This is a genomic window from Vibrio sp. Vb1127 (genome assembly GCF_033338735.1).
Classification (GTDB): domain Bacteria; phylum Pseudomonadota; class Gammaproteobacteria; order Enterobacterales; family Vibrionaceae; genus Vibrio; species Vibrio alginolyticus.
The window spans coordinates 15,347-30,437 of the sequence record NZ_JAWOTF010000034.1 but is presented as its reverse complement, the minus strand read 5'-3'; the positions used below and the strand labels follow the sequence as shown (position 1 = coordinate 30,437).

The following is a 15,091-nucleotide window of genomic DNA, read 5'->3' as shown; positions in this document are numbered from 1 at the left end:
GTGACTTTCGTCTCACTCCGTGTCGGTGGATGCGCAGTATAGGGAGTTGAGAAATTAGTACAAGCGTTTTTTGCAAAAAAACTCTCAACCGAACAAATAACGAGCACTCTGCATAAATACTCAACGATCTTATCTCTCTTGGTTCTTTTTTCTCTTTCTATCTATATAAAGACGAAAAAAGAGCAGAACGATGACGAACTGCTCTTTTGGTCTTTGCTTTTTATTTGGGGTACTTCAGGTGAAGTCTTGGAAAAGTGTTTCTTCTATATAGAAGAAAAGATCAGAGCATCCTTGCCCTTCTCTTTACGACAGATTAGTTAGGGGTATATCTAAATGTCGTTATTGTTCGATGACGCATTGAGCTCGTAAGAGTGGAGCATGCTTGCATTCCCAATGGCGTCATCTTCGAGAGGAACTTAGTTCTTCAATACTTTTACGGTGTAGCTACCATCTTTTTGTTGGTATAGACCGTGGATGTCGGTTTCGAAACCTGGGTAATGCGCACCGATCTCACAAAGCATTTCTAGGAAGTCCAGCACAGGGCGAGACTCTTGAGTCACCATTTCACCAGGAAGTACTAGTGGCACACCTGGAGGGTAAGGAAGGATCATGTTCGCACTTACGCGGCCAACCATTTCTTCCAGTTTGATTTCTTCGATGTTGCCACGAAGCTCTTCTTGCCATGCTGCGTGTGGTGTTACTTTCATTTCTGGAAGTACATCGAACGCTTTGTACATTAGCTCAGGTAGGTTATATTTCTTAGTTAGGTCATGAATCGCTTGTGCTAGTTCTTGAACACGCATGCCTTCATAAAAGCTTGGGTCTTCGTTGTATAGCGAAGGTAGGAAGCTCTTGATGGTTAGGTTCAAGTCGTAGCCACGTTTAAATTCAGTTAGACCGCGTAGCAATTGCATTGCTTTTGATTTGTCGATACCGATTGAGAATAGGAACAACAAGTTGTATGGACCTGTTTTCTCTACCACGATGCCGCGCTCGTCTAGGAATTTAGCCACCAGCGAAGCAGGAATACCTGATTCTTCTAGTTCGCCTTCTTTATTCATCCCAGGAGTCAGTAGCGTTACTTTGATTGGATCAAGATACATGTGGTTGTCATCCATGTTCTTGAAGCCGTGCCATGTGTCGCTAGGGTCTAGTTTCCAACATTCCGTGGTATCGATGTTTTCTGGTTGCCATACATCGAAGAACCAGCTGTCGCTTTCTGCTTCTAGGCGTTTGATCTCTTTACGGAAGCGGATTGCGCGATCGATAGAGTCTTGCATCAACTTCTTACCAGTGTTGCCGCGCATCATTGCCGCTGCAGTTTCAGTAGAAGCAACAATGCCGTACTGAGGTGAAGTTGAAGTGTGCATCATGAATGCTTCGTTGAAAGATTCTTTATCAAAGTCACCTTTCACGTGAATCATTGAAGCTTGTGAGAACGCAGCCAACAGTTTGTGTGTTGATTGTGTTTCGTAGAACACTTTGCCTGGCATCGCTTCACCACTCATACCACATTTACCTTCGTAAATTGGGTTGAAGTTAGTGTAAGGCACCCAAGCACTGTCGAAGTGGATGTGTTTACAATCTAGCGACTCTTTGATGAATTGTGTGTTGTACAGCAAGCCATCGTAAGTTGAGTTAGTCACTACTGCGTAAGTTGGTGCTGTTGCACCTGGTGTTTTCGCCACTTTCTCTGCAATGACATCGCGGCTGAATTCGCTTTGTGGAATACCACCAAGGATGCCGTATGCGTTACGAGTTGGGCGGAAGTAGATTGGTGTCACGTCGCTCATCATCATTAGGTGAGTCAGAGATTTGTGACAGTTACGGTCAATCAGTACTGTGCTGCCAGCAGGTGCTGAGTACATACCAACGATTTTGTTCGATGTAGACGTACCGTTAGTTACGATGTACGAGCTGTCTGCATTGAATGTGCGTGCGATGTATTCTTCTGCATCTTTATGTGGACCTGAGTGGTCTAGTAGAGAACCTAGTTCAGGCATTGAGATTGATACGTCCGCTTTGAATGTGTTTGGACCGTAAAAATCGTAGAAGATGCTACCAGCAGGGCTTTTCTGGAATGCAGTACCGCCCATGTGACCTGGAGTACAGAAGGTGTATTTACCTTCTTCTACGTATTTGAATAGCGCTTTAGTGAATGGAGGCATGATGGCATCTTTGTATGCCTCAGTCGCTTGGTTGATTTTGATAGCGATGTCGTCAGCCATACCTAAAGCGTACTCGAAGAAGCTCACGTTTAGACGTAGGTCTGTTAGTGAAATGTCTAGAGTAGACTGTTCGTTAGCAAATGCGTGAACAGGCAGTTTTTCGTTGATTTGGCTGATACGTTCACATAGCTCAAGTGAGTATTTATCCCAGTCGAACAACACACCGCAAATGCGTGGGTTCATCTCAATCATTTTGATCAAGTCTTTATCATCTACTGGGTAAACCACTTCGTAGCCCGCTTTCTCAAGAGCAGCGTGAAGTTGACGAACTGGCTCTTCTTTAAAGAACACACCCATGTGGTTCAAGATAGCGAATATATTCATTTGGACATCTCCAAGGCGAATGAGGGCGCTCTTTGCCATTTACAGGCAATGAGTAAGGTGAGCGCCGCGTGAATTTGGGTTTTATGGGCTGGCACCGTAGTGCCAGCGTTTTGGGGATTAGTTGCTTGCTTGGGCAGGCATGTCTTCAGCGTGCATTTTCACGTACTGAGCAAGACCTGCTTTTTTGCTGTAGAACATCAAGATAACTAGAGACACGATGAAGGTTGCTGTTAGCGTACCGCCCTCTGCACCTGCTAGTGCGATGAAGCAGAACAGACAAGCCACACCAGAGAACAGCATTACGAAGCCGTTGCGTGTTGTCATACCTTCGAAGCGAATCAAGTTAATGCTTGAGTAGAAGTAAGGCAGCATTGTTAGTAGAACTGCGTCAGTCGTTAGCTGGTTGAACAGGTCTGATGCGTGTGCTGTTTTAGAGCTGAAGAACATCAGTACAACCATCAGTGCAGTCATCTTGATTGACGCAAGGATTAGACCTTTCTTAGGCACACCGTTTTTGTCAGTTTCGCCGTAGATTTTAGGGAAGTTGCCATCGCTTGCTGCACGTTTACCAGCCTCGCCCACCAGCATCATCCAAGAACCTAGCGAAGTGAAACATGCTAGTGCTGTGAATGCTGATACGAATGGTGCAGTCCAGCTACCGAATAGCTCAGTGGTTGCCAATGCAAATGGCGCACCTGATGCCGCAACTTCTGACGCTGGGAACATGCCGCTGATCATTTGAGTTGATAGGATGTAAATCACACCTGCGATACCAGTACCTAACATAGTTGCTAGTGGTACAGTACGTTTAGGGTTTTCTACCATACCCGTCGATACCGCTGCTGATTCCACACCTACGAATGACCATAGACAGATAAGAACCGCTGTTACTACCGCGTGGCTGTCAGTGCCTGCTGATACGTTCCAGTTTTGGCTGTAAAGCGCAGTATCGAAGTGCGTCCAACCAAATGCAGCTGTACCAACAACTGGGATAAGGATAAGAACTAAACCAAGCGTACATAGACGGCTTACCCAGCTACCACCAAGTAGGTTGACGAAAGTGAAGATCCATACCGATGCAATCGTCGCAATACCTGCTGGAATTGGGTTATTAAGCACAGGGAAGAATACTGAAAGGTAAGAAACACCTGTAATGGCAATAGCCAGGTTACCAATCCAGTTCGCGTGGTAATAAAGAACGCCCGTTTGGAAACCAAATACCGGAGACACTTCGCCAGCATAAGCGATAGGACCACCTTCTTGTGGGTTTTTGGTTGCCAGACGAGCGTAAACGAACGCCAGACTCAGTGCACCGACCAAACAGATCAGCCAACTGAAGATTGAAACAGAGCCTACAGAGGCAAGACTAGAAGGTAATAGTGCAATACCACTACCCATCATGTTACCGGCTACGACACCCGTACAGGCAATAAGGCCGATTTTTTTCGCATTCGATGACATAACATCTCCAAATCTATTCTACTCGAGTCAACATGACTCAAACTGAATGGTTATTAGCGAGATGCTATGAGGAGGAACCTTCTCGACCTCGCTAAATTTCGAAGTGAAGACTACGCCCAAAAATCGGGAAAAAAATAAACTTGGTGTTATCAATAAAATGATTAGTTCATCAACATCAAGTTGAGATAAACATGATAAACACAAAAACATAAAACTATATTATTCATACAGTTACAAGAAAAACATCAAACCTTCTACCGATAGATAAACTCTCATCAACTCGTTGGTCATCGCGATAAAAGTTATCAACCTCTATCAACTTCCCCATCCCGAAGGGTTAATTCCCTGAAGTGTTGATTCCATAAATCTCTCCCTGATCGCGCTTCTTGACCCAAGTCAATATTCATCTCGCATGCAAGAAGGCACCAAAATCATTCTCGCCACATAACTCATCCAGACACTTCATACAATCAATAGAGATAGAGATAGAGATAGAGATAGAGATAGAGAAGCAAAGCGGGTATGTATTCCCGTTGCAAGCTTGCGTTGTTAGCTCCTTCGTAAGTCATTGCCCCACCGCCTCACCCTTTTCACTTTTCGACAGCGACAAAAAAGCCCCTCACCGAAATGAGGGGCTAGCATTAGACTGACGTTGAGTCCGAGAGAATTAAAGCATTCGAACGACAGAAGGGTGAACGGCGCGATACATGGCGTAATCAATCGCCTTCATGTTACTTGGGAAGACCAAGTTTTCGCACAGCAGGTACGTCTCAACCGACGTATCAATATAGAAAGCTTCACTGTAAGACTCACTGGCTAAATCCAGATCACCATCCAATTCGGCGTGCTTACCGCGAATCACATAGGAAAGCACTGAATCACGTAACCTCAATGCCTGTCCGAGATGCCGCTTGGCTAACGCCATGTCACCAATGATGGTTTCGTGCAGTGCTAAAGCTTCATAAATTCGCGGTTGAATTGGCCCCACCATCATTTTCACATTAGTCTCTAGTGCTTCACTGAGCTGCTGCATTCGCCCTTTCTTCAACTCCTGTGAGAAATCAAGTGCCTTTTGTACATGGTAAGCAATCAACAACTCAGCTTGAACGTAAGCATTATCCGGCTCGATTTCTAAAATGTTTTCCATCAAGTCGATACCTTGGCGGAATTGTTTAGTATCAGAGACATTAAGGTAATGGTTAGCCTGAACAAACAACTCCAACGCGTCGGGATTCATTGGCATTCCCGCCACCAGCATCGTAGATTTCAATTTGGCATCCGATACTTTCAGCACTTGCATCAAATCCAACGATGCTTGTTGAAGCACTGTCTTTAAATGACTACTGGTTAACGCGTATTGACGACTAAACAACACTTTTTCAGATGAGTTATTGCGATATTCCACCTCTAAAAAGCTGCCACCGTCATTCTCACGAACTCTCACCACAACCGATTTACCAGGCACAATGCCAGAAGTAAACGACGCCTTCTTTAGCATGACTCGGTAATCACTGACTTGAGCAATGTCGGACATCAACTTTTGGGCGAATCCGTCTGCCAAATCGTAGCTTAATCCTTCATTCGTAAAATTATCTTGAAATTTGAACTCAATCAGATGGGTATCGATGGCTTGGGTAATACGCACTTCCGATTGCTTGTAGGTAAACACGCCCATCACTACGACCAACATACTGATCCAGATGAAGTTCATAATTCCCAATCGCCAAGGACTGATTTTGTTTTTGCTCTGAGGGGCTTTTTTCTCTTTTGACATCTCGCAGACCGCGCGAGTTAGAGGACCGGCAGGAAAGGTAACGGCTGGTGCTATAGGTAGACAATCCTCTTCCGATTCTTCAACCGAAGGTGGGATCTCTTCATTTTGCCGACTTGTGACAAACTCTTCATGCGTCATAGTAACCACGTTCGCTACCAGCTTATAGCCACGCTTGGGCACCGTGATAACGTAGTTGGTATTTTCCTCTCGACCGTCACGTAGTAGCTTACGCAACTCAAAGATGGATTGAGTCACCACTTGATCGGTCACAATCGCTCCAGCCCAAACGTACTGAATCAATTCCTCGCGGTTGAACACCTCATTCGCATGCTCCGCTAAGAAGTGCAAAAGATTAATTAAGCGTGGCTCAACAGTAACTTCCCTATCTTGTCGATACAGCTTATTTTCATCCACGCTCAAAACCCAGTCATTGATTTGAAAATAGACTCCAACCATGTATGAAAACTCTCGTATCTACAGACAGCGTTACGCTAGGAATCAGACAATGGTCGATTCCTACAAGTAACTAAAGGCAAGATTATAGGTGGGAAAGCAGCGTGTACCTAGAAAAGCAAGTCGCCAAAAATGCAAACTTAAGTTAAGTGATGCAAGAATGAGACTACTCAAGTGCTGCGAGGATAGAGCAATGTGTGGCGTCATCGTCTGTATGACCACAACAAGCATCATTAATCTTCTTCAAAGCTCGGCGAATTTTCGTCAGCTCGTTAATTTTCCCATCAATCAGCTCTAACTTAGCAGAAGTAATGGCTTTTACCTCTGCACAGCTGTGTTCTGTCGCTTCTAACTTAATTTCTAACAGGTCTTTAATTTCATCCAGACTCAAGCCAAGATCTTTACCTTTGAGGATAAAGTGCACCTGCTTTTGATTCTCTTCATCATACAAGCGGTAGCCTGATTCGCTTCGTCCTGCGGGTTTTATTAGCGCGTTTTTCTCGTAGAAACGCAATGTATCGGCAGTCACACCACAACGTTTTGCCAGTTCACCTATCTGAAACATAACTTTCCCTATTAACTATCTCGTTACTTTTAAAGCTAAAGAACGACTTTTTTGCAATTATTTTTGAGATGCCAAACGATTGCGCGAGCTTTTTTGTAATAAATTGGTTAGAATACGCGCCATCAAATGTGGAGACTGTTTTCTAACCAGAAAACACCCTGCAAAGGTCTTTACCAAAACTGGCCAATATTTTACCCCAAGAGGTAAAAACAAGTTCATTTTTGGCAAACATCTTTAACTCCGTGAATTTGAGGAAAATGGAAGCATGAATAACGCTCGTCCTATTCGCCGTGCGCTTATCAGCGTATCAGACAAAACAGGTATTGTTGAGTTTGCGCAAGCTCTTGCTGAGCGCGGTGTCGATATCCTATCTACTGGTGGTACAGCTCGCCTACTTGCCGAACAAGGCATCGCCGTAACCGAAGTCTCTGACTACACTGGTTTCCCAGAAATGATGGACGGCCGCGTTAAAACGCTTCACCCAAAAGTTCACGGTGGTGTGCTTGGTCGTCGTGGCCAAGATGATGACGTGATGGAAAAGCACGGCATCAACCCTATCGATATGGTTGTCGTAAACCTATACCCATTCGCAGAAACCGTTGCCAAAGAAGGCTGTACACTAGCCGACGCGGTTGAAAACATCGATATCGGCGGCCCAACCATGGTTCGTTCTGCAGCGAAAAACCACAAAGACGTGACTATCGTTGTTAACGCAGGTGATTACGGCCGCGTAATTGCAGAGATGGACGCAAACGACAAATCTCTCACTCTCGAAACTCGCTTCGACCTTGCCATCGCTGCTTTTGAACACACTGCCGCTTACGATGGCATGATCGCAAACTACTTCGGCACTATGGTTCCATCTTACGGTGAGAACAAAGAAGGTGATGAAGAGTCTAAATTCCCACGTACTTTCAACCAACAGTTCGAGAAGAAACAAGACATGCGCTACGGTGAGAACAGCCACCAAGCAGCCGCATTCTACGTTGAAGCAAACCCACAAGAAGCATCCGTTTCTACTGCTCGCCAAATCCAAGGTAAAGCCCTTTCTTACAACAACATCGCAGACACGGACGCCGCACTTGAGTGTGTGAAAGAGTTCAACGAGCCAGCATGTGTGATCGTAAAACACGCGAACCCATGTGGTGTAGCGCTGGGTAAAGACATTCTAGAAGCATACAACCGCGCTTACCAAACTGACCCAACATCAGCGTTCGGCGGCATCATTGCATTCAACCAAGAGCTAGATGCTGAAACAGCAACCGCTATTGTTGAACGTCAATTCGTTGAGGTCATCATCGCTCCTTCCGTTTCTGCTGAAGCGATTGAAGTGGTTGCAGCGAAGAAGAACGTGCGTCTACTTGAATGTGGCGAATGGACAACGAAGACAACTGGCTTTGACGTGAAACGGGTGAATGGCGGTCTACTGGTTCAAGACCGTGACCAAGGCATGGTAAGCCTAGACGATCTAAAAGTGGTTTCTAAGCGCCAGCCAACAGAAGAAGAGCTGAAAGATGCCCTATTCTGCTGGAAAGTAGCGAAATACGTGAAATCTAACGCAATCGTTTACTCGAAAGGCGACATGACTATCGGTGTAGGTGCTGGCCAAATGAGCCGCGTTTACTCTGCGAAAATCGCAGGCATCAAAGCTGCAGACGAAGGTCTACAGGTTGAAGGTTGTGTAATGGCATCAGATGCATTCTTCCCATTCCGTGACGGTATCGACGCGGCTGCAGAAGCGGGCATCAAGTGTGTGATCCAACCAGGTGGTTCTATGCGTGATGACGAAGTTATCGCAGCGGCAGACGAACACGGCATGGCGATGATCTTTACCGGTATGCGTCACTTCCGCCACTAATCCTCTCGTCTTCACTGGGACGATAACTGCGTTGACGGCGTTCACTTATCCTAATCACATAGCATACTATGCTCATAGGAATAAGTTCACTTGTCGCCTTGTCCTCGTCCCATTGAATTAGAGAGGCCATACTCAGGTCTTTGCGAAATATCTGAGTGTGAGCAAACGGTATTTATAAGATTAAGGATTTTCATATGCGAGTTTTAATCATTGGTTCAGGCGGTCGTGAACATGCGCTAGGTTGGAAAGCGGCACAAAACCCAAATGTTGAGACTATCTTCGTTGCACCAGGCAACGCTGGTACGGCTCTAGAACCAAAACTAGAAAACGTAAACATCGATGTAGAAGACATCGCTGGCCTTGTTGCTTTCGCCAAAGAGAAGGCGATTGAACTGACTATCGTTGGCCCAGAAGCACCATTGGTTATTGGTGTGGTTGATGCTTTCCGCGAAGCAGGTTTGCCAATCTTCGGCCCGACCCAAGCAGCAGCACAGCTTGAAGGCTCTAAAGCATTTACTAAAGACTTCCTTGCTCGTCACCAAATCCCAACGGGTGCTTACGCGAACTTTACTGAAATCGAACCAGCACTTGCTTACGTACGTGAACAAGGTGCACCGATTGTGGTGAAAGCAGATGGCCTTGCTGCTGGTAAAGGTGTGATTGTGGCAATGACGCTAGAAGAAGCAGAAGATGCAATCAAAGACATGCTCGCAGGTAACGCTTTTGGTGACGCTGGCAGCCGTGTAGTGATTGAAGAATTCCTGGACGGTGAAGAAGCAAGCTTCATCGTGATGGTTGATGGTGAGAACGTTCTGCCAATGGCCACCAGCCAAGATCACAAGCGCGTAGGCGACAAAGATACAGGCCCTAACACGGGTGGCATGGGGGCATACTCGCCTGCTCCAGTCGTGACACAGGAAATCCACAACCGCATCATGGAAGAAGTGATTTACCCAACCGTACGCGGCATGGCTTCTGAAGGTCATCCTTACACAGGTTTCCTATACGCAGGCCTAATGATCGACAAAGACGGTACACCTAAAGTGATTGAGTATAACTGTCGTTTTGGTGATCCAGAAACGCAACCGATCATGATGCGTATGCAATCCGATCTCGTTGATCTATGTTTAACTGCGATTGACCAAAAACTGGATCAAGTGGAATCAAAATGGGATCCACGAGCATCGATTGGTATCGTGCTAGCAGCCGGTGGTTATCCAGCAGCGTACAACAAAGGCGACGTTATTTCGGGTCTGCCACAAGTTGAAATTGAAGGCGAAAAAGTCTTCCATGCTGGTACAGATAACAAAGATGGCGACATCGTGACAAACGGTGGTCGTGTTCTTTGTGCAACCGCACTTGGCAACAGTGTATCAGAAGCGCAGCAGCGTGCTTACGAGCTTGCAAAACAGATCAGTTGGGATGGCATGTTCCATCGCAACGACATCGGCTACCGTGCAATTGCACGTGAGCAAGAAAAATAAAAACAACATAAGTTGGCTAAAAAACAAAAGGCGCACTCAGCGCCTTTTTTTATTGTTCTTGTTCGACAGAATTCGAAGCAATGTTTATTCAGAGATCAACTTTGGCCGAGAAACACAATCAAAGTCATCGTCATTGAGCATCAACAGTTCATCGACCATTGCTTTGTTTCGTGACTGCTTGCCGACAAAAGCCACATAACTGTCTACCGATGAGAGACGCTCGATAATAAATTTTGGCAGCGTCTGATTAAACTCGAGTGTCGAGAACACCTTACCTTTGCAGGTTTCAAACGATTGACCATTCCAATAACCTTGAATAAGGCTCTGATTGTTACGAGACTGCGCCTTAACCGATGCCACTACGTCATTCGCTTCTGCTTTGTAGCGCTCTAATTGGTCATGCTGGAGTGGTAAGACTTTACGGTTAACACGATATTGTTGGTAAACCGCTTCGCCATCTTTATTGAAACGGATGTGGATTTGAAAAGGCACCAACTCTTGTTTGGTATCAACTTGCTCGCCTTTTCGAATCAACTCTCGCAACTCACCTTCGTCCCAGCGATAATCACTCTGGAACCAACCATTGTCCCCCATAGTCACATAATCAGCCGCCGTACTCACACGAGTGAGTTTCTCTGTCATCCAGTACAAGCTGCTAGCATCTCCCGCAACTTTACCACCAGAAAAATGCGTGAATTGTTCTAAATTAGGAGTTTCAACCGATGAACAGCCAAAAAGGGTAAGGCTAGATAGGAGAAGTGAAGTGAGTAGATGTTTTTTCATGAAATTGCACCGAGGCAGGATACCTCGGTGCATTCTAACTTAGTTTACTGATTCTTTCAGCGCTTTACCTGCTACGAATGCTGGTACGTTAGCTGCTGCGATTTGAATCTCGTCACCAGTCTTAGGGTTACGACCAGTACGTGCAGCGCGGTGGTTTACTTTGAATGTACCAAAACCAATTAGTTGAACTTGGTCACCCTCTTTAAGTGCGCCAGTTACACCATCAAGAGTCGCTTCAAGAGCAGCTTTTGCTTGTGCTTTTGATAGGTCTGCTTTCTCTGCGATAAAGTCGATTAATTGGGTCTTGTTCATTAGGTTTCCCTTCTCATAGGTTATCGAATTCGTCTCACTCTAAAACATAAATGCCCCATCTGGCAAAGGTTTGTAAGCGATCTTTCGATTTTCTGACGTACTTTTAGCCATAATATGAGTAATAACTCACAATTTGTTACCACATACCCCCTGAAAACCCTTGCTTTCCAAGGTATTTGGACCAATTTATAAGTCACTTTTGCGGTTATAATAGCTGCAAATAACCACTATCAAACTACATTCAAGGGCAACTATGCTGCTGTTATCCATTTATATCTCTATTGCAATCGGCATTTCGTTTATCTGTTCGGTGCTGGAGGCGGTACTGCTGAGTATCAGTCCGAGCTACATTGCGCAGCTCAATCAACAGGGGCATCCCGCAGCTGGGCAATTGGCTAAGCTGAAATCAGATATCGACCGACCACTGGCATCTATTCTGACTTTAAACACCATCGCTCACACTATCGGCGCGGCCACTGCTGGTGCACAAGCTGCGGTTGTATTTGGTAGCGAAGCATTAGGTATCTTTTCGGCAGTGCTGACATTGGCGATCTTAGTGCTTTCAGAAATCGTACCGAAGACGATTGGCGCGACCTACTGGCGTCAGTTGGCACCCACTGCCGCGGTCGCATTGCGTTGGATGGTATGGGCGCTTACACCCTTTGTTTGGTTCTCAGAGCAAATCACCAAGCGTCTTGCTCGTAACCACGAAGCTCCAAAGATGCGTGATGAGCTGTCTGCAATGGCGATTCTGGCACGTGAAAGCGGTGAGTTTGCCGAGGGTGAATCAAAAATCTTAAGCAACTTGCTTGGCATCCAAGATGTACCCGTAACGCAGGTTATGACGCCACGACCAGTAGTATTCCGTGTCGATGCCACAATGACCATCAATGAGTTCCTAGAAAAACACAAAGATACGCCTTTCTCACGCCCATTGGTTTACAGCGAACAGAAAGATAACATCATTGGTTTTGTGCATCGCCTTGAGTTGTTCAAACTACAACAATCAGGTTGTGGACAGAAACAGTTGGGAGCAATCATGCGCCCAATTCAAGTGGTGCTAAACAATACCACTTTACCTAAAGTATTCGACCAGATGATGACTCATCGCTTACAGCTGGCACTTGTTGTTGATGAATACGGTACCGTGCTAGGTTTGGTAACGTTGGAAGATATTTTTGAACACCTCGTAGGCGAGGAGATCATCGACGAAGCAGATAAAAGCACTGACATGCAGGAGCTGGCTTACCAACGCTGGGAAAGCTGGAAAGAAATGCACGGCGTAATCGAAAGCCGCGATGACGATGAAGAAGATAACGAGCTGGAGAAGCAGGATAAAGAGCCAGAAGCTCAAGAGCCACCGAAACCCGACTCGAAAGAATCGTAATCAGCATTAGGTATAACAGCTTAAACGCACAAACAAAAAAGGCATCCAGTTAGGATGCCTTTTTCTATTTATTCAACAATTAAAGTGCAATACCGATGTTGCTCACACCTTCTTCACGTAGCTCTTCACGCAAATCTTTAATCAAGCTGATGTCACGTTCTACCGCTTCACGCAGCGGACGGAAGATAGCCCACTGGACGTCCCACTCTTCACATACGGCTTCGTTTTCTTTCTGGTTGTCGTTAGTGATTGGCTCTGCGCCTTGTGCTTGCTCTAGATCAGCAACGGTTTGTACCGACTGTTGACTCACTTTAAGCATTGAATCGAAAAGGTAATCGCGGTCCAATAGACCATGCAGTAACGTAGACAAACCCTGACACGCGTCCATCGCTGGGTAAACGCCGTAAAAATCGAACTCATCCGCACTTGGGAACAACTCTTCTAACTTCTCCAATTGACGTTCGAAGTTAATTTTCGCGTTCTTAACTGTCAAAATTTCCCATACACTATCAAGAATCGCTCGGTAAGCACGCGGGTCAGCAAATTCTGTATTCTCACAAAACATCGCATAGTTTGGATACATGCGTTCACACAGACACGCCATAAAGGTAATTTGTTGCCAAGGTTCTAGTTTTTCTAAACGAACCTGAAGAGGATTCTTAAGCATAGTCACTCAATCATTGAAGAAAAAAACAGCGAAAGTGTACTTGATTCATCACAGGGAAAAAAGTTAATGCCGCATTCAAATCAGATTTTCCTGCTCTCAGAGCATCGCGACACCTACAAAACGTTACTGGCAGAGAAAAATCTGCCCGATCTTTGCCTCACCGACCAACCAGAAGCCGCTCAGATCGTACTAGCGGATCCACCCTTACTATCACAAAGCTTAGACGAATTTTCACAGCTTGAATGGGTGCAATCCACGTTTGCTGGTGTCAACGCCTTAACATCCCCTAGCCTTCGTCAGGACTATACTCTAACTAACGTTCGAGGCATCTTTGGTCCACTGATTGCTGAATATGTTTTGGGTTACAGTATTGCCCATTACCGCCACTTTGCCCGATACCACCAGCAACAACAAAACAAACAATGGCAGCCTCACCTATACACGTCATTACAAAGTAAAACCATGGTAATTCTTGGTACCGGTAGCATTGGGGGCTATCTGGGCAACGCCGCTAAAGCAATGGGGATAAAAACTATCGGTATTAACCGCACAGGTATCCCGACTTCAGGCGGCGAGTTTCATCAGACCTTTCATATCAATGAACTAAGTAAGGCATTTGAGCAAGCCGACATCGTTGTGAATACTCTACCAAGTACACCTGAGACGCGACAGTTACTTAATCGTCAAACGCTCAGCCAACTAAATCAGGCGTTATTGTTTAACGTAGGTCGTGGCGACGTATTGGATGAGGCAGGGTTGCTCTTCGCTCTGAAAAACCGTTGGGTAGAACACGCCTTCTTAGATGTGTTTGAGCAAGAACCGTTATCGGTAGAGCATCCGTTTTGGAAACTACCGCAAGTCACCATCACTCCACACATTGCTGCGCTGAGTTTTCCCGAGCAAGTCATCGAGATTTTTGCTGACAACTATCTACGCTGGCGCGATGGGTTTTCATTAAATTATCAAGTGGATTTCGAAAAGGGTTACTGAGAATGTCGTTAGACGAGCTATTGCAGCAAGTGAGGGCCTGCCAGATATGCGCGGATAATTTACCTTTGGGCGCAAACCCTGTCGTACAAGCCGCAAAAGGGGCACGCATCCTAATCATCGGTCAGGCCCCTGGCACACGTGTACACAAAACCTCGATACCTTGGAATGACCCAAGTGGTGATCGATTACGCCAATGGCTCGATATCGACAAAGACGTTTTCTACGACCCAAATAAAATTGCCATTGTCCCAATGGGATTCTGTTATCCAGGCAAAGGGAACTCTGGGGATTTACCGCCTCGTAAAGAATGTGCGCCCACTTGGCATAAAAAGATTCTTGAGCAGCTGCCCAATATAGAGCTCACTCTACTAATTGGTCAGTACTCGCAGCAGTACTATCTCACCAACAAACCAAAGACGCTCACACAAACCGTTCAGCAATGGCAAGATTGGGAACCAGACTTTATCCCTCTCCCTCACCCATCTCCACGCAATACATTGTGGTTAAAGAAGAACCCTTGGTTTGAATCTGACGTCGTGCCATACCTTAAAAAACGCGTTCACTCGATGCTTTAGGTTACCCATGATCTAATTGCTTGTTTATCTGTACAAGAAAATTAGAACATAAAAGCAGAAATCATAAGTATTTGTTTATATTAAACTTTAATATCTAGTGTACAGCTAGAGTAGTAATTAGATCATGGTAGGCCAAATACTACTAGAGCTGTACAGCCTTGAGTCTCAGATAGGAAAAATGAATTTTAGGCAAAAAAATACCGGCACTGAATGCCGGCATTTGATTTCAA

Annotated in this window: 12 protein-coding genes; 5 read left to right on the top strand and 7 right to left on the bottom strand. The window is 45.5% G+C overall.

Annotation, left to right across the window (positions count from 1 at the left end):
- Positions 1 to 416: 416 nt before the first annotated feature.
- The 4 genes from R7H07_RS22550 to zntR form a co-directional block, all read right to left on the bottom strand.
- Positions 417 to 2,552 (bottom strand): lysine decarboxylase CadA, encoded by a 2,136-nt coding sequence (locus R7H07_RS22550; protein WP_017635553.1) that lies wholly within the window; start codon positions 2,550 to 2,552, stop codon positions 417 to 419.
- 117 nt (positions 2,553 to 2,669) lie between these two features.
- The gene (cadB, locus tag R7H07_RS22545) at positions 2,670 to 4,013 is read right to left on the bottom strand and encodes a cadaverine/lysine antiporter (RefSeq protein WP_017635552.1); all 1,344 of its coding nucleotides are present in this window, start codon (positions 4,011 to 4,013) and stop codon (positions 2,670 to 2,672) included.
- Between the two features lie 667 nt (positions 4,014 to 4,680).
- On the bottom strand, positions 4,681 to 6,243 hold the full coding sequence (gene cadC, locus R7H07_RS22540) for a lysine decarboxylation/transport transcriptional activator CadC (RefSeq protein WP_005382530.1): 1,563 nt from the start codon (positions 6,241 to 6,243) through the stop codon (positions 4,681 to 4,683).
- 163 nt (positions 6,244 to 6,406) lie between these two features.
- A complete protein-coding gene (gene zntR, locus R7H07_RS22535) occupies positions 6,407 to 6,805 on the bottom strand; it encodes a Zn(2+)-responsive transcriptional regulator (protein WP_005382529.1) in 399 nt (132 codons plus the stop codon).
- A 265-nt stretch (positions 6,806 to 7,070) separates the two neighbouring features.
- Between zntR and purH the strand changes: the two genes are divergently transcribed.
- Positions 7,071 to 8,663, top strand: coding sequence for a bifunctional phosphoribosylaminoimidazolecarboxamide formyltransferase/IMP cyclohydrolase (gene purH, locus R7H07_RS22530; RefSeq protein WP_033907147.1), 1,593 nt, complete (start codon positions 7,071 to 7,073; stop codon positions 8,661 to 8,663).
- A gap of 194 nt (positions 8,664 to 8,857) precedes the next feature.
- Positions 8,858 to 10,147, top strand: a complete 1,290-nt coding sequence (purD, locus tag R7H07_RS22525) for a phosphoribosylamine--glycine ligase (protein ID WP_054575569.1) — start codon at positions 8,858 to 8,860, stop codon at positions 10,145 to 10,147.
- Positions 10,148 to 10,231: 84 nt separating this feature from the next.
- On the opposite strand, the gene R7H07_RS22520 is transcribed toward purD, so the two are convergent.
- Together R7H07_RS22520 and hupA are read right to left on the bottom strand one after the other, a co-directional pair.
- Positions 10,232 to 10,930 carry a DUF1481 domain-containing protein gene (locus R7H07_RS22520; protein ID WP_053303483.1) on the bottom strand — a complete coding sequence of 233 codons (699 nt, stop codon included), beginning with the start codon at positions 10,928 to 10,930 and terminating at the stop codon, positions 10,232 to 10,234.
- A gap of 39 nt (positions 10,931 to 10,969) precedes the next feature.
- A complete protein-coding gene (gene hupA, locus R7H07_RS22515; RefSeq protein WP_005382524.1) occupies positions 10,970 to 11,242 on the bottom strand; it encodes a nucleoid-associated protein HU-alpha in 273 nt (90 codons plus the stop codon).
- A 253-nt stretch (positions 11,243 to 11,495) separates the two neighbouring features.
- Here hupA and R7H07_RS22510 point away from each other — a divergent pair, with 253 nt between their 5' ends.
- Positions 11,496 to 12,629 (top strand): hemolysin family protein, encoded by a 1,134-nt coding sequence (locus R7H07_RS22510; protein WP_065275607.1) that lies wholly within the window; start codon positions 11,496 to 11,498, stop codon positions 12,627 to 12,629.
- A gap of 79 nt (positions 12,630 to 12,708) precedes the next feature.
- Here R7H07_RS22510 and R7H07_RS22505 read toward each other — a convergent pair whose 3' ends face one another.
- Positions 12,709 to 13,296 carry a YjaG family protein gene (locus tag R7H07_RS22505; RefSeq protein WP_005382520.1) on the bottom strand — a complete coding sequence of 196 codons (588 nt, stop codon included), beginning with the start codon at positions 13,294 to 13,296 and terminating at the stop codon, positions 12,709 to 12,711.
- A 66-nt stretch (positions 13,297 to 13,362) separates the two neighbouring features.
- Between R7H07_RS22505 and R7H07_RS22500 the strand changes: the two genes are divergently transcribed.
- Positions 13,363 to 14,286 carry a D-2-hydroxyacid dehydrogenase gene (locus R7H07_RS22500; RefSeq protein WP_053350802.1) on the top strand — a complete coding sequence of 308 codons (924 nt, stop codon included), beginning with the start codon at positions 13,363 to 13,365 and terminating at the stop codon, positions 14,284 to 14,286.
- A 2-nt stretch (positions 14,287 to 14,288) separates the two neighbouring features.
- The gene (locus tag R7H07_RS22495; RefSeq protein WP_005382518.1) at positions 14,289 to 14,861 is read left to right on the top strand and encodes a uracil-DNA glycosylase family protein; all 573 of its coding nucleotides are present in this window, start codon (positions 14,289 to 14,291) and stop codon (positions 14,859 to 14,861) included.
- Positions 14,862 to 15,091 lie beyond the last annotated feature (230 nt).

Coding starts and splice junctions, on each gene's coding strand:
- R7H07_RS22550 (WP_017635553.1), bottom strand. CDS start 2,552: ATGAATATATTCGCTATCTTGAACCACATGGGTGTGTTCTTTAAAGAA.
- cadB (WP_017635552.1), bottom strand. CDS start 4,013: ATGTCATCGAATGCGAAAAAAATCGGCCTTATTGCCTGTACGGGTGTC.
- cadC (WP_005382530.1), bottom strand. CDS start 6,243: ATGGTTGGAGTCTATTTTCAAATCAATGACTGGGTTTTGAGCGTGGAT.
- zntR (WP_005382529.1), bottom strand. CDS start 6,805: ATGTTTCAGATAGGTGAACTGGCAAAACGTTGTGGTGTGACTGCCGAT.
- purH (WP_033907147.1), top strand. CDS start 7,071: ATGAATAACGCTCGTCCTATTCGCCGTGCGCTTATCAGCGTATCAGAC.
- purD (WP_054575569.1), top strand. CDS start 8,858: ATGCGAGTTTTAATCATTGGTTCAGGCGGTCGTGAACATGCGCTAGGT.
- R7H07_RS22520 (WP_053303483.1), bottom strand. CDS start 10,930: ATGAAAAAACATCTACTCACTTCACTTCTCCTATCTAGCCTTACCCTT.
- hupA (WP_005382524.1), bottom strand. CDS start 11,242: ATGAACAAGACCCAATTAATCGACTTTATCGCAGAGAAAGCAGACCTA.
- R7H07_RS22510 (WP_065275607.1), top strand. CDS start 11,496: ATGCTGCTGTTATCCATTTATATCTCTATTGCAATCGGCATTTCGTTT.
- R7H07_RS22505 (WP_005382520.1), bottom strand. CDS start 13,296: ATGCTTAAGAATCCTCTTCAGGTTCGTTTAGAAAAACTAGAACCTTGG.
- R7H07_RS22500 (WP_053350802.1), top strand. CDS start 13,363: ATGCCGCATTCAAATCAGATTTTCCTGCTCTCAGAGCATCGCGACACC.
- R7H07_RS22495 (WP_005382518.1), top strand. CDS start 14,289: ATGTCGTTAGACGAGCTATTGCAGCAAGTGAGGGCCTGCCAGATATGC.